This window comes from Streptococcus infantis (assembly GCF_015546995.1).
Taxonomy (GTDB): domain Bacteria; phylum Bacillota; class Bacilli; order Lactobacillales; family Streptococcaceae; genus Streptococcus; species Streptococcus infantis_J.
Map to the genome: position 1 here is coordinate 14,207 of NZ_JADMUH010000015.1, position 14,716 is coordinate 28,922.

A 14,716-nucleotide genomic window follows, 5' to 3' on the forward strand; every position below is an offset into this window, starting at 1 on the left:
TTAGTTACTTTTTTAGAAAGGTATCATTTCATGTATTAGACCCGCCTAAAATTTTGTACTAGAGCTAAGTCTCATTTGATGCAACAATATCATTTGATTCTTTTTTGCTAAAGGTATTTGTTGTAAATAGCAAAAACATGAATATATTATATGTAGGAACAAACCAAAAGGCTTCAATCATACAGTTAAAAGCAATCAATGATAAAATCGCAACGAATAAATATTGACCATCCTTATACTGTTTTCTCGAGGCGACAACATAAATTACGATCAATAGGACTACAGGAACTATTCCATATGTAAACAACATCTGCACATAAGAAGAATCCACATAGTTATACCCAATTACAGATTCTGTTTTTCCACCTGATCCGATAAATTGAACGTTTCTAGTCCCAAATAGATGCACTTCAAATGTAGTAAATGCATTCCTGCCTAGAGCCAGCCTTCCCGTAATTAATTTGTTTATCGATACTAAAAATGGATCAGACCATGAAAACTTGTATGATAAATAGGTAACAACTGAAGCGAATACAACAGCCGAATAAGGTAGCAAGGCAAATATTTTTAATTTTTTCCCCTTGCTATAATAAAAATATGTAAAAATAACTGTCGCTAACAAGATTGACAAAGCATTTAAACGTGCATCACAGTATTTTATAATAAAAGCTGATAGCAAGAAGCCAAACAGAGTTCTGGACCATATCAATTTATCTTTTAAAAGATAAGAAATTGCTATAAATAGATAGAAGCAATGTGATGCAAAGTCGGTAGGATAAATAAACCCAAACGAATTTCGAATAACACCCGCACGATTATATTGCAGGTTAGGAACAATGCCAACCAGCGATAAAAGAAAAACTCCAACTACAAGAACACCAGCTACAATTACATAGTTCCTCAAAACTACTTTCATATCCACATTAACCAAGAGGACTAGTAGCAGCGAATAGACTAGAAAATTAAGCCTATTCGTTTGAAAATACACTAAAATCCCCGAAAGCAACAATAGAATAGAAAATATTAGATATTTGTATGAGACCCGCATTTTATGTAAAAAACGAAGCCCTAAAAGCAATACAACTAAAAATAGGAAATTTAGTTTAACTTGAAAAAAAGTCCTATCCAGCATCGTAGTTGATATGGTATTAAAAAACACCACTACAGATACAACAATGCTGACTAGTAAGTTTTCAAATTTAATTTTTATCATATTTTTTGAAAAAGAATCATACAGGGTGAATTATAAGAAAAAGAAATATCGAATTGAATGAGAAAAATAGTATTTCTTTAATCCCCTAGTTCACTTATACTCTTCTATCCTCCCTTTCCTAACTATTTAATCAACCAAAGCGAATTTAATCTTTACAAGAGTTTATTTCACAATAAAACTATAAGCTACTGAGATCTCTTATTTATTCCATACAATGTCACTTATTCAATAACTGCCGTTTCAACTCTTTTGGACTAATTACTTTTAAGAATAGTATTTGAGAAATGTAAATCACCGCTCCTATTACAGCAAATACCATAACATTTATAACAGGCGTAAAATTCACTGTAGTTTTTACAACGAATAGTACACCGTACATGAGAGCTGATGCTCCTATAATTTTAACTGTCGAAGCAAGAAAAGGCACTTCCTTTAAATAGTTTCTTGTAAAATATAGTTGAATAGCCCATACTAAAGCTTCTGTTAATACAGAAACAATGGCTGCTCCGATGTAACCTAATTTAGGTAGTAATAATAAATTTAAACCGACACTCACAATAGCTGGAATTGTTGTCGAAATCATAAATTCTTTATTTTTATTATGTGGAATCAATATTTGAATACCCATAATATTTGTCCAACCAATAAAGAACATTCTAAAAATCATAATTGCTATCGCATACTTAGCATCTTGGAAATCCTGTCCTAAGAAAAATTGGACGAAATCATCATTAACAATCAACACTCCTGCAATGATAGGAAAAATGACTAAATTGTATATTAAGAAAGACATCTGATGCATTTTGTTTACAGCCTTGTGATCTCCAGTAGATAGGAGATTGGCAACACGAGGAAGCATCACACTTCCTAATGAAGTCACTAGTGTAAGCAAAATATTGACCAATTTTAAGGCTTGGTCGTAAATCCCGACGTCTTTAGTTGAAGCTAATGTTCCTAGCATAGTACGATCCAAAGTAACATATAGCGAAATAGCTATTTGAGGCAAAAACAAGAGAATAACTGGTTTCAAGTGTTGTTTAGCATAGGTCCAATCAAAATGTGGTTTCCCGATAAATTCTCTAGCTGGCAACCACATGCTCAACTGCCCCAGCAACTCAAATATAGTCAACAAAAAAACATATAAATATAAATCGTTTGCTGATTTAACAAACAAGAAAATCGAAATAACACCTACAAGTTTGACAGTAATATTTCTAACCGTTATCTTACGAAAGTCTTCCAATCCTTGGAAGAGCCAGGAGATATCCATCCCCTTAGATACCAAGCTCAATCCCAAAATATATGCAACTGGATTCTGCATAAATGAAAAAGAGAGACACACGATAATGTATAAGGTGATTGAAAGGATTGTGGCACCAAGTTGCAAGGTATATATGCCCCAAAAGTTTTTCCCGATATCCTTCCTATGGCCTGAAATTTCTTTTGTTCCGTAGTTGGCAACACCTAAAGTAGCTAAAAGAATAAAGTAGGTAACAATTGAATTAAAGTAGCCGTATATCCCTAAATCATTTGAGCTAAATACCCGGGTCACATAAGGTGTCGTTATAATTGGAAGAATTATGACTAGTAGTTGGTAAGAGAGATTATATGCATAATTTTTTAAAACCTTCATTCTTACCTAACCCATCTTCTCTCTAATTTTTTCATACAGTTTTGGAGAAACCAAAAGCATCAAGTATTTCACTTTATTTTTCCCTGTTGTATTTGGATTAGGAATAATATCGTTAAAATATCTAGTGTATTCTTTTCTGATTTTATTGACATCCAAATACATATCTGAACTGAGCATAGCATGGACAACATGTAGACCATTAAAGACGTAGCGGACATTTAAAGCTCTTCTCATTTCCTTATCATTAGGATAGTCTCGTTCGATATAACTTCTATTCCATTCCATGGCCTTGTAAAAATCTAAGAGACGTTCACTGTACTTCGAATTAACAGTACTGCCCATGCGTCGGTAGTATTTATAAACACTTCTATACCCAACCGCAATTTCAGTACAGTAATGAATATGCTCGTAAGCCATCGCTAAATCTTCGTATATCATTCCCTCTGGATAAGGATACTGAAGTAAAATCTCTTTCTTATAGAGTTTACCACCTGGATGTGTTCCAACACTATTTCCGTAAAACATACGAACAAGGCCTGTATAACGATCTAATTTCTCACTATTTTCAAGAGAAATGTCGTCAGTATTCAATTCTGTTTGATAATTTCGTACTTCAACAATTGACGTGACGACTAAATCGACTACGTATTTATCTCTCAAAGCAACTAAATACTCGACGGCTTTTAAATCGTAATAATCATCAGAATCTAAAAACATAATCCAATCAGAAGATGATGCTTGGACTCCAATATTTCTGGCACGAGATTGACCTCCATTATCAATATGAAGTACTTTAATACGCTCATCTTCTCGAGCATATTGGTCACAAATTTCTCCTGAAGAATCTGTAGAACCATCATCTACCAGTATAATTTCTATATTTTTATAGGTCTGTTGTCGTAGACTTTCTACACAATAACTCAGGCAGTCTTCAACATTGTACACAGGTACAACAATAGAAACCTTATCCATTATCCCTATCCTTCCAAAATAATATCGACGATTCTTTCACAAGCTTTTCCATCTCCGTATGGGTTGCTAGCCTTACTCATCTTGTTATATTCTGTTTGGTTTTCTAAAAGAAGTTTAAAATTAGAGTAAATATTTTCTTCGTCCGTACCCACTAATTTCAATGTTCCAGCAGCAATCCCCTCCGGACGCTCTGTTGTATCTCGCATGACTAAAACAGGCTTCCCTAAGGATGGAGCCTCTTCCTGCACACCACCAGAATCTGTTAAAATCATGTAGCTTTGGTTCATGAAATTATGGAAATCAATAACCTCTAAAGGTTCAATAATTTTCATGCGTTCATTATCACCAAATACTTTACTGGCCAATTCACGAACTTTAGGATTTTTATGAATTGGGTAAACAACCTTGACATCCTCAAATTCATTTAAAATGCGATTAACGGCATTAAACATATGCTCCATTGGTTGACCAAGATTTTCACGTCTGTGAGCTGTCAGCATAATTAACTTACTGTCCTTAGCCCACTCTAAAATTGGGTGGTCATAATTTTCCTGGACAGTTGTCTTCAAAGCATCAATAACGGTATTCCCAGTCACAAAGATATTTTTTCTTCCTTCTTTTAGCAGATTTTCCTTTGCAACTTCTGTCGGGGCGAAATTATAATCTGCAATAATGGAAGTGGTTTGGCGGTTGAATTCTTCAGGGAACGGACTTTGAAGATTATAAGTTCGCAAACCTGCTTCCACATGCCCAACCTTGATACCCAAATAAAATGCAGCTAAAGCCGTAGCAAAAGTCGTAGTTGTATCACCGTGAACAAGAACGATATCTGGTTTTTCTTGCTCAAAAACCGTTTGAATCTTGTCTAGAATACTAGTCGTGATTGTAAATAGAGTTTGGTTCGCTTTCATAATTCCTAAATCATAATCAGGAACTACTTTAAAGACATCCAAAACTTGTTCAAGCATTTCTTTGTGTTGGCCAGTTACACAGACAATAGTCTCAATTGAATCATTTTTCTTTAACTCATTTACTAATGGACACATTTTTATTGCTTCTGGACGTGTCCCAAAAACCAACATTACTTTTTTCATTTTGGTTCTCCCTGTATTTCTCTATACAATGCTCGATAGTTTTCCAAAAACATAGGATAACTAAATCTGTTTTCATAGTCTTTTTTTGCTTGGCTAGCAAGTTCCTGTCTTAGTGTTGCATCTGTAGCTAATTTATCAATAGCAGATGCTAGAGCAGCAGGGTCTTTTGCTGGGACTAAAACCCCATTTTTATTTGTTACAACTTCGTTTAATCCCGGTATATCCGTCGCAACTAAGGTTTTACTATTCATAAATGCCTCAATGGCAACTAAACCAAATCCTTCAAATACTGAAGGCAAAACACAAAAATCAAAACTATTGATACATTCGACGATATCCTTGCGATATCCTAAAAAAATTACCGAATCTTGAAGATTTAGTTCTTTAACCTTGTTTTCCAACTCTTCTCGAAGCTCACCTTCACCAACGATAAATAATCGAATATCCTTAATAGTCAGTAAAGACATAGCATCAAGGAGATAAGTCAAGCCTTTTTGCTCAGATAACCTAGCAATACAGCCAAGTTTAATCCCACCATAACTGATAATCTCATCGACCTGGTCATCCGTTTCTTTTAAAACAACTCCATTATAAATAACCCTGCTATCAGTAATACCTACATCTTCTTTTAAGTTTTTATTTACAGCTTCTCCCACTGCCACACTTTTAGCATTTTTTAAAGCAAATCCATATAGAGGCAGTTTATCTTTAAAGACATTGTGGGCTGTATAAACGTGTATCAATTTTGGATGAACAAGTTTTAATAAACGGATATAAAAAGCAGCCATCCGATGATGAGTGTGGACTATTGTTATCCCTTTTTGTTTGATAATCTGGTGAATACTAAAGAGTAGCTTTAATACCGTCACAGGATTTTTACTATCGATATCTAAAATTTTATGATGTTGAATCCCTTGAGCAGCCAGTTCGCTCTCCCAAAGCCCACCCGTAGATGCGACATGAACACTGTCAAACTCATCTTTTAAATCTGAGCTCAACTGGTAAACAATACGCTCTGCACCACCTATATCCATGGTACGCGAAATATGTAAAATACTATTTTTTCGATTTTCGTTTTTCATCTAAAACTCGCTTAATAAAAGTGGCATTCCCTACAAAATAACGTTTAAAGAGGCGTCTAGGTTCATTTGCCACGCGGAACAGCCACTCAAGATGCGCATTTTGCATCCATAAAGGAGCTCGTTTAATATGGCCAGATAAAACGTCAAAACTACCTCCGACTCCCATAAAGACAGAATTAACACCTTGATCCATAAATTTTTGAATGATGTATTCTTTCTTAGGAGAGGTGATCCCAACAAAAACAAAATCAGGATTTTTCTCACGAATGTCTTCTTGAATGCCATATTCATCTTCTTCAGAAAAATAACCATTGCGATGTCCAAGAACTCGTAAATTCGGATAATCTTTCTTAAAGATTTCCAACATATCTATTAAAACTTCTTCCTTGGCACCAAAAAAATAAACCGAATATGACTTTTCATTGGCTAAATGGAGCAACTTTTGCATCAAATCAATCCCAGCGACTCTCTCAGGAACTTGATAACCCAAAAAACGGGAAGCTAGAACAACTGAAGCACCATCTGCATTAATGATTTCAGAATCGTTCACTATCTTTTTAATCGATTCATCTGTTTGGCATTGATTAATTTTATCTGCATTCACTCCCATTAGGTGGAGTGGACGTTGTTCAAGAACAAATTTTTCAACGGCTTGGACAGTTTCGTCCATTGTTAAGGGGTCAATTCTGACCCCCATTAAATCAAAACTATTCAATTCAATCTCCCCACGTAGACTCAAAATGACCCTTACGCTCAGCTTCTTTTGGCAGTTGCATGTAATCACCGTATATTTTTGTCAAATATTCATCGGGATTTGCATGACAACTTATTTGTAAACTTTCAAATTCTAGTAATTGCGGTTCCCCAAACACTTCTTTTCTTGCGAGTTCACGTTCTCGATAGGAACCCAAGACATTCCCGACCATAGTACTAGTCTCGTAATCATATTGTTTGATGATACTTTGCAATTTTTTATTAATTTTTGAAGTGTTTAAAAGTTTATTTAATTTTAAACTTTTTGAAACTTTTACAATCGCATTTTCGAACGAGCCTCTATCTCTCTCATGTATACGATCGATAACAGAAATTTTAGATAAAGCACGATAGAATTTTATTTTATTCGTATGCAACCAGTAATGGATTCCGTCTTCTGGGTAACCATCTAAGGGAAAGATATCAATAAAAGGACTACACCATTCATTACCAAATTGAATTTGGATTGAAGTATCCATAATCGAAGTATTACCTAGATTATCATCGTGAAGTCTTAAAATAACACTTTCAGGAAGCTCTTGTTCACAAATTGTCAAGAATTTTTCATAATCTTTTCTAGGCATTCCTAAATCCATATCATCATCCCATGGGATAAATCCTTTATGACGAATGGCACCGAGTAATGTCCCACCCAAGGCGTAATAACGCAAATCATGTCTTTTACAAAGATCGATATAACTTTCTAAAAGTGTTAACTCTCCTAATTGAATTTCTCTCACTTTATTCATAGAATCATTTCGCTCCATCTCTCATCAACACTACTTTTACTGTTTTTAATAAAATTTCGAAGTCTTTCCAAATTGTCCAATCATCGATATAAGCTACATCTAGTTTGACAACATCGTCAAAGTTGGTAATTCCACTTCTACCACTAATTTGCCATAGCCCAGTAATGCCTGGTTTAAAACTCAATCGGCGTTTTTGTTCAGGTGTGTATTTTTCGTATTCATCAACCGTTGGAGGGCGAGTCCCTACTAAGCTCATGTCCCCAATCAGTACGTTCCAAAACTGTGGCAACTCGTCAATACTAGTTTTACGTATAAAGCGTCCAATTTCTGTAACTCGAGGATCATTATCCATTTTAAACATACCACCTTGCATGGTATTTTGATCCATCAATTGTTGCTTGATTTCTTCCGCATCTACCCTCATAGATCGGAACTTATAAAAAGTGAAATAGCGACCATTTTTACCGACTCGGGTTTGAGAAAAGATTGCTGGTCCACCATCTTTTCGAATCATTGGAACAAGGACTATACTTACAAGTCCACAAATGATTAGCCCAACAATTGCTCCTAAAATATCAATGATTCGTTTGGCAATAATATGACTCGGTTTATATAAGTTTGTAGAAAAAGTTACTACATTTAAACCAGCCATCTCATGAATTTGCTTATTTCTACCTAAATTTTTATCAAAGGCATTTAGATTGACTGTAACATCAATTCCCATTGTTTCAAATTGTGAAATAATGCTACCGATATCATAATCCTCACTAGGTAGGTTTACAAATACTTCGTCTACTACCTCATGAGTTGCATAATTAATGAGGTTTTCTCGAGGAATAACCGTTACTTTACTGTGTTTAAAATCCGGTTTATCTAGTACACTTACAGCAACAAGTTTTCCGCCAACATCACTTGCAGTCAACAAGCGGTCTATCACTTTCTCAATTCGAGATGTCGCAGTAATCAAAATGATTTTACGACTTCCCTTTAAATTATGGTTAAAATGGACCCAATATTTTTTGATAACAAAACTCAGAAAATAATTAAACACTCCGTACAAAGACAGGAAGTAAATCATACCCCTTCTAGAAATCACAAATTGATTTTTCAGAAAAAAACTAGAAAAACTAATCAGCAATGCAAAAAAGATGATGTATTTTACTATTTCTATCAATTCGGCGGATTGACTACGTTTAAAAAAATCCTTACCGTAGCCACTGATATAGAAGGCTGCAAAATGAAGAAAATACAGAACAAAAACCGTTTTTGCAACAATTTCTGTTTCAGATACAGAGATTAGTATATAAGCTAATATACTGACCAGTATACTCTGTATAAACGCTAGAGTTACGTTGTAGAAACCCCTTCCTTCCATTTTTTTCTCCCTTATTACCTACTTATTTCTTTCCGTAGGAACCGTAGTTCCCATATGATCCGTAAGAACCATATTTTTCAAGCTGAATATTAAATTTATTCAGAATAACTCCTAAGAATGGTGTTCCTGTTTGCTCTAACTGATCTTTCGCTTTTTGAACTTCTCTCCGTTTTGTTGCAGAAGCTTCAGTCACCAGGATAGAGGCATCACATTTTTGTACGATAATAGCCGCATCAATGACAACTCCTATAGGGGCTGTATCTACAATGATATAGTCAAAATATTTGCGTAAAGTCTCAATCATCGCTTCAAATTTTTCACTTTGAAGAAGAGCAGTTGGGTTTGGTGAGACAGCACCTGATTGAATGACAAACAAGTTTTCTACGTTTGTTTCACACAAACCATGAGATAGATCTTTGGTTCCTGATAAGTAGTCTGTCAAACCTGTAATTTTTTCTCGAGACTTAAAGACACCTGACATGACTGAATTACGAATATCGGCATCAATAAGGAGCGTCTTGTAGCCTGCACGCGCGAAAGCCCAAGCTATATTGGTTGAAGTGGTCGACTTCCCTTCTCCAGGTCTAACCGACGAAAGGGCAATCACTTTGAGGCCATCTCCACTCAACTGGATGTTGGTCCGTAGTGCGTTATAATACTCCTCAGCTTTTTTTACAGAGTGTAATCGTTGTTCTGATAATTCTAACTTTGCCATATTTCCCTCTTTACTTTAATTTCTCAAGATTTGGAATAACACCTAAAAGCGAGAGGTGCATCACTTCTTCGATATCTTCTGGACGCTTCACTCGATCATCCAACAATTCAACTAAAAGCACGATAACCGTTACGAATCCTACGCCTGCTATAGTGGCCATCATTGTATTGCGACGAATATTTGGTGAAGATGGCGATGTCGCTGGTCTTGCTTCCTCAAGTGTGGTTACATCCGACACTCTTGTTACAGAAATGATTTTCTGAGCAGCTACTTCTCTAAGTGCATTGGCGATACGACTCGCTTCCTCAGGTTTCCCATCTCGAACTGAGATTGATACGATACGCGTATCTGCAGGGACTGTTACTGAAACTTTTCTTCCAAGAGTTTTGGCATCCATAGCTAAGCTTTGATCAGCCACCACTTTTTCAAGAACATCCTGAGAAAGAATGATCTCACGGTAGTCTTTTACCAAGTATGAACCTGCCTGCAAGTCTTGGTTGGTCAAACCTGGCTTATCTGCTTGGTTACGATTGACTACGTAGATACGAGTGGTACTAGTATACTGTGGCTGGATCACAAATGAGCTATAAGCAAAAGCTACTAGGCCTGCTATTATTGCAGTTAAGACGATGAGGAATTTACGTTTCCAAAGCACTTTTACCAATTGAAATACATCAATTTCAAATTTTTCTTGTTCTTTCATCATTTCTCCTAAATTAGTTGGTCATTTATAATGTTTGATGGGTTTGTTTCAAAAAGTTCACGAGCTTTTTCTGCTCCGTATTTTTTAGCAATGAGTTCATAAGCTTCTCTCATATATGGTGGTCGATTATCCAAATTGTGCATATCACTAGCCACTACATGTACTAGGTCCTTGTCCAAGAAGTATCTAGCACGCTTTTTCATAAACTTGTAGTTGTCACCAAACAGTCGTGGTTTTAATACACTCGAACTATTAATCTGCATATAGCATCCCATATTAATGAGCTCTCTTACTTTTTTCTCATCGTTTTCCAATGTGTGGTAGCGTTCAATATGAGCAACCACAGGTGTAATCCCTAACATGAGAACTTTGGTCAAAGCGCTATGAATATCTCTGTAGGGTGTATTCATGCTAAACTCAATCAAAGCATAACGACTTCCATTGAGTTTTGGTATGATATTCTGTTCAAGTTTCTCTAAAACATCACTTGAAAAATAAATCTCAGCCCCGTAAACGATATTCAAATCTGGTGCAATTTCTTGAGCTAATTGTTTCACTTCGCTAAAATTAGCTGCAATTTTGTCTTCTGGTGTTTCAAACATCCCTTTTCTACGATGAGAGGTCGAAACAATGGTTCGAACACCTTGTGCGTAAGCCTCCTCAAGGAGAGCCTTGCTCTCAGCTTTATTTTTAGGCCCATCGTCAACATCGAAAACAATATGTGAATGAATATCAATCATCTTATTTTCCTTCCATGGTATCTTTAATGGCCGTTTTAACAGCTTCCAAGCTTGTTGGATCGATTTCTAACATGTAAAGATTGCTATCTGGCATGGCGTAAGACGGAAGACCCATACGTCCAGTCCCTTTCAGATCTTGATTGGTAACGGTATATTTTCCACCGCTTGCCAACTGAGTATTGACAAGACTAACCATTGTTTCTGGTGGCATATTAGTCTGAATCGAATCCTGCAAGCTTTGAATAATGCTGTCATAGTTTTTCAGAGATTCCGCTGAAGTCAATTTCTGGATAATAGCCGCAATGACTTTTTGTTGGTTACGACCGCGATCACCGTCACCATTAGCAAGCGAATAGCGTTCACGAACAAATCCCAAAGCTTGCTCAGAATCTAAATGAACATTGCCAACTGGGAAATGGTATTGTCCGTGACGCGATGTGAACTCTTGGTCGTTATAGACATCCACGCCTCCGAGAAGGTCAATCAACTTCAAGAAAGAAGTGAAATTGAGACGGGCATAGTAGTTCAAGTCGATACCATAAAGATTTTCTAAGGTATGGATAGAAGCATCTACGCCATAGATACCCGCATGCGTCAACTTATCGTTTTGGTTGTTTCCACCATCTGCAATAGGGACATAGGCATCTCGAGGAGTTGTCGTCAAGAGAATCTTCTTGGTATCTTGATTCACTGTCATGATGATATTGACATCTGAGCGCGAAACAGAACTGATAGGACCATAGGTATCAATCCCGCTGATGTAGACATTGAAAGAATTTCCTGTAGCTACCTTAGGCGCTTCCACTTTCTTGGTCAAGTCCTTGGTATATATTTTCTTGATCTTTTTAGCGTGGTCGGGATATTCCTGCTCAATCAGATTTTCAAAAACACCGTTTAAGACGATTGCTTTGGTTTCTCCATCTAACAAACTCTTATAGGCTGCTAAATAAGAAGAAGCTTCCTCAACTGTCAATTCCTTGCTTTGAGTTGTTTTAATGTCATCTATCAATTTTTGAATATTCTCAGCATCTGTTCCTGTTGGAGCAGTTACACTGGAAAGCTGAGAAACATTATTGATTTCACTGTCTGCTAGCACCGCCACACTCATAGTGTAGCTTGAATAATTTGACGTTGCATTAAATTGATTGGCAATACCGATAAAGCGATTGACAGCTACTAATGCTACCGAACTAAATAAGACTGAGACTAGCAGTATTATCAAGGTAAAAATTTTAGCTTTTCGCTTGACTATCAGCAACAGAGACAATAACGCGATAAGAACTAAAACCACTGCCAAGATAATATTAAAATAGCTGACCGCTAAAATCTGATATTTAAAAATCAAAAACAATAAAAAAGAAGCTAGAACAGCATAGATTAGCAACAAACCTATGTTTAAGCTCTGCTGAAATTTACTAGATTTACTTTTTTTTATGCGTCTATTTTTCATGGAATACCTCTTCAAAACATTTTAGTTTAATTATATCATAAATCGCCTCTCAAGACCATCAACACCAATCAAGAAAGCGCTCGCTTTTGGGAAGTGTTTTCGTTTTTTATATTTACTATAGTTTTTATTGCTTTTTGTGTTTCCAAAATACAAATATAATAAAAAATAGAGCTATTTAAAAGCTCTATTTTTTTATTATTTAACGTGACTTTCGAATTCTTTTTGACTCTTTTCGACTGAGTTTTTACGTTCTTGTTCCCATTTGGCTTTAGCTTCGTCAAATTGAGCAGTTGTTACCACTTCTGTTTGCAATTTCATGTACTTATAGTTACTTCCAGTACCTTTGATTCCGACAAGTGAGTAAGCTCGTGTAAATGGTGTCACACGTGTTACTGAAGCTCCACCACCGTTTGAATTTACAGGGAGCAACAGCGAACTATCAATCAGCCAAGCTTGTGCATCTGCATAATTTTCATAACGTTTGGCTACGTTTGTATTTTCTGCATCTGCCGCTTTCAATTTTTTAGTATATTGGTCCAATCCGATATTTGTAATCTTATCAGTATCCTTGCTTGGATCAAGTCCTAAAATCTTGAGATAGAATCCATCCTCAGCGTTGAAAGGATTGAGATAAGTCGATGGATCTTGGTAGTCTGCAGACCAACCATCCAAGTTCAAGTCATAGTCATGGTCAGCTGTAGTTGGCGCTTGGAATGTCGCATTGGCATAGTCTTCTGTTGAAATTTGAACGACATCAACCACTACATTTTCTGCCCCAAGAGTTGATTCGACAGATTGTTTAAGCGAATGAATCTTTGGAAGCAAGGTTTTATTAACTTGGTCTACAGGCAAGTCCAAATGAATCGGGAATGTCACACCTTGTGCTTCTAGTTCTTTTTTAGCCTCTGCAAACTGAGCTTGTGCTTTTTCTTTATTGAAGTAGCCGTCTTGAGCGTCTTCAAGATTCATATTTGACCACTGTGTACCATAGTTTACCAACTTAGATGAAACTGTCTCACCAAAAGTCTTGTCACCTACTTGCACGAAAGTTGGTGGCACAAGTGTGTTACGAAGAGTGTTTTTAGCTGCTTCTTCTCCATTAGACTGAGCCGAATAGGCTGTACGGTCAATTGCAAAGTTGATTGCTTGACGGAAATTTTTATTTAAAATTGCAGCTTGGGTAGCTTGTTTTTGCTCATCGCTAGTCTTAGCTGTATGATTGTATGTTTGGCGATTAACGTTAAAATTATAGTACCAAGAAGTCGCATCCTGCAAGCTATAGACGATGTTGTCCTTGTATTTTTCCTTTGTCTTAGAAAAGTTTGAACTATTTGGGTAGACACCAGCAGACGAGTAGGCTCCGCTTTCAAAATTACGGATCGTCATATCTTGGTCAGAACCATCAACATAAGCCAACTTAACTCTTTCAATCGTCACTTTTTCTTGGTCATAGTAATGAGGGTTCTTCATGTACTCAAGTGATGATTTTGATGTAAAATCTTTTAACAAATAAGGACCACTGTAGAGAATGCTGTCTGGTTTCAATTCTCCAAATTCTTTACCTTTAGAAGTCAAGAACTCTTCATTGACTGGAAAGAGGATACTATTGGTTGTTTTAGAGTTCCAGAATGGTTCTGGACGGGTCAAAGTATATTGGACAGTGTAATCATCTACAGCTTTTACACCAACATTTGAAAAGTCAGTATTTGCGCCTGTCACATAATCATCTAATCCCTTAATTGAGTTCTGAATCAAATCGAGAGCTTGACTCTTATTATCAGCTGCATACTTGATACCTGTAACGAAATCTTGTGCTTTAATTGGGGCATACTCTTCCCCGTCAGCAGTGAACCATTTTGCATCTTGACGAAGTTTATAAGTGTAAGTCAAGCCATCCTTTGAAACACTCCAATCTTCTGCAAGAGCAGGAATGAGATTTCCATAATTGTCATTTTCAAGCAAACCATCTACCAAGTTGGTAATAACATTAGTATTGTCACCAGAATAATCCAAAATGTAGTTGAAGGTTGTCGGATCGGCACCAAATGTTGACGAGTAGGTTTTAACATCTGATGCTGACTTCCCACACGCTGTCAATAAGACCGCCGCGGCAAGCGTCAACCCCGCTCCAATCAGTCGTTTTTTGAGTTTCATGATTCATTTTCTCCTTGAATGTTAGATTTTATGACATAAGTCTATTTTATCAAATTTCACCCTAAAAGTAAAGTTATTTAATT

The 14,716-nt window shown here is 36.2% G+C and carries 13 protein-coding genes; all 13 read right to left on the minus strand.

The genetic code is table 11. The annotated features are described in order from the left end of the window. Positions 1–64: 64 nt before the first annotated feature. A complete protein-coding gene (locus I1J71_RS06175; RefSeq protein WP_195184117.1) occupies positions 65–1,213 on the minus strand; it encodes a polysaccharide polymerase in 1,149 nt (382 codons plus the stop codon). A 217-nt stretch (positions 1,214–1,430) separates the two neighbouring features. Next, the gene (locus tag I1J71_RS06180) at positions 1,431–2,846 is read right to left on the minus strand and encodes a flippase (protein ID WP_195184118.1); all 1,416 of its coding nucleotides are present in this window, start codon (positions 2,844–2,846) and stop codon (positions 1,431–1,433) included. Between the two features lie 6 nt (positions 2,847–2,852). Further along, the gene (locus I1J71_RS06185; RefSeq protein WP_195184119.1) at positions 2,853–3,818 is read right to left on the minus strand and encodes a glycosyltransferase family 2 protein; all 966 of its coding nucleotides are present in this window, start codon (positions 3,816–3,818) and stop codon (positions 2,853–2,855) included. A gap of 5 nt (positions 3,819–3,823) precedes the next feature. Then, a complete protein-coding gene (gene wecB, locus I1J71_RS06190) occupies positions 3,824–4,912 on the minus strand; it encodes a non-hydrolyzing UDP-N-acetylglucosamine 2-epimerase (RefSeq protein ID WP_195184120.1) in 1,089 nt (362 codons plus the stop codon). Next, positions 4,909–5,994, minus strand: coding sequence for a glycosyltransferase family 4 protein (locus tag I1J71_RS06195; protein ID WP_195184121.1), 1,086 nt, complete (start codon positions 5,992–5,994; stop codon positions 4,909–4,911). The genes wecB and I1J71_RS06195 overlap by 4 nt, the downstream gene beginning before the upstream one ends. Continuing rightward, complete coding sequence (locus tag I1J71_RS06200) at positions 5,969–6,691, minus strand: WecB/TagA/CpsF family glycosyltransferase (RefSeq protein WP_195184138.1); 723 nt, start codon at positions 6,689–6,691, stop codon at positions 5,969–5,971. The genes I1J71_RS06195 and I1J71_RS06200 overlap by 26 nt, the downstream gene beginning before the upstream one ends. A gap of 19 nt (positions 6,692–6,710) precedes the next feature. Then, positions 6,711–7,496, minus strand: coding sequence for a LicD family protein (locus I1J71_RS06205; RefSeq protein WP_195184122.1), 786 nt, complete (start codon positions 7,494–7,496; stop codon positions 6,711–6,713). A 4-nt stretch (positions 7,497–7,500) separates the two neighbouring features. Beyond that, positions 7,501–8,871, minus strand: a complete 1,371-nt coding sequence (locus I1J71_RS06210; RefSeq protein ID WP_195184123.1) for a sugar transferase — start codon at positions 8,869–8,871, stop codon at positions 7,501–7,503. Positions 8,872–8,893: 22 nt separating this feature from the next. Beyond that, positions 8,894–9,586, minus strand: coding sequence for a tyrosine-protein kinase (locus tag I1J71_RS06215; protein WP_024056818.1), 693 nt, complete (start codon positions 9,584–9,586; stop codon positions 8,894–8,896). 10 nt (positions 9,587–9,596) lie between these two features. Next, positions 9,597–10,289: a capsular polysaccharide biosynthesis protein gene (locus I1J71_RS06220; protein ID WP_195184124.1), complete on the minus strand. Its 693-nt coding sequence runs from the start codon at positions 10,287–10,289 to the stop codon at positions 9,597–9,599. A gap of 8 nt (positions 10,290–10,297) precedes the next feature. After that, positions 10,298–11,029 carry a capsular polysaccharide biosynthesis protein Cps4B gene (gene cps4B / locus I1J71_RS06225; protein WP_195184125.1) on the minus strand — a complete coding sequence of 244 codons (732 nt, stop codon included), beginning with the start codon at positions 11,027–11,029 and terminating at the stop codon, positions 10,298–10,300. Position 11,030: 1 nt separating this feature from the next. After that, positions 11,031–12,479, minus strand: a complete 1,449-nt coding sequence (locus I1J71_RS06230; RefSeq protein ID WP_195184126.1) for an LCP family protein — start codon at positions 12,477–12,479, stop codon at positions 11,031–11,033. A gap of 195 nt (positions 12,480–12,674) precedes the next feature. Further along, a complete protein-coding gene (locus I1J71_RS06235) occupies positions 12,675–14,633 on the minus strand; it encodes a peptide ABC transporter substrate-binding protein (RefSeq protein WP_195184127.1) in 1,959 nt (652 codons plus the stop codon). Positions 14,634–14,716: the final 83 nt, after the last annotated feature.